This is a genomic window from Daejeonella sp. H1SJ63, from assembly GCF_029360775.1.
Taxonomy (GTDB): Bacteria; Bacteroidota; Bacteroidia; order Sphingobacteriales; family Sphingobacteriaceae; genus Daejeonella.
Map to the genome: position 1 here is coordinate 1 of NZ_JARKMZ010000047.1, position 725 is coordinate 725.

At 47.3% G+C, this 725-nt stretch carries 1 protein-coding gene; it reads left to right on the forward strand.

The features are described from left to right. Nucleotides 1-26: 26 nt before the first annotated feature. Nucleotides 27-725: transposase (locus P2W72_RS15650; RefSeq protein WP_276364565.1), on the forward strand; the 699-nt coding region annotated here is incomplete at its 3' end.

Here is a 725-nt window from a genome sequence, read left to right on the forward strand (position 1 = left end):
AGGCCGCCAAGGGTGGTAAGAAAGCAATCGTAGCGATGGTCAAAGGCACTCAGGCCGAACAGATCATTACAGCCCTGGAACGCATACCTTTGCGTAAGCGCAATAAGGTCAGAGAAGTAACCATGGATATGGCAGCCAGTATGATCCGTGTTATTCGTAGTTGTTTCACTAATGCTGAGCGGGTGATCGATCGGTTTCATGTGCAGAAACTTGCCTATGATGCCGTACAGGAAGCGCGTATTAAGTTTCGTTGGGAAGCCCTTGATCAGGAGACCCTGCAGGTTGAGCTTGCACGTAAAGAGAAAAGAAGTTATCAGCCCGAGCTGCTTGCAAACGGTGACACCCTAAAGCAACTACTGGCCCGAAGCCGATACTTGCTTTTTAAACACCCAACTAAATGGACGGCTACGCAGAAAGAGAGAGCTGATATCCTGTTCCCCAGATACCCATTACTTAAAAAGGCTTATGATCTTTCATTAGCACTGGGGCATATCTTTACCAGTTGTACCAGTAAAACTCAAGCCTTCAAGCGACTGGCAATCTGGTACAATCACGTAGAAGCGTCAGGGATCGATGCCTTTAAAACAGTCGCTCGATCTGTCGAGATCCATCACCGCTCGATCTTAAACTACTTCCTTAACCGAAGTACAAATGCTTCGGCTGAATCCTTTAACGCTAAAATCAAGGCATTTAGGGCAACCTCAAGAGGCGTCAGAGATACCACC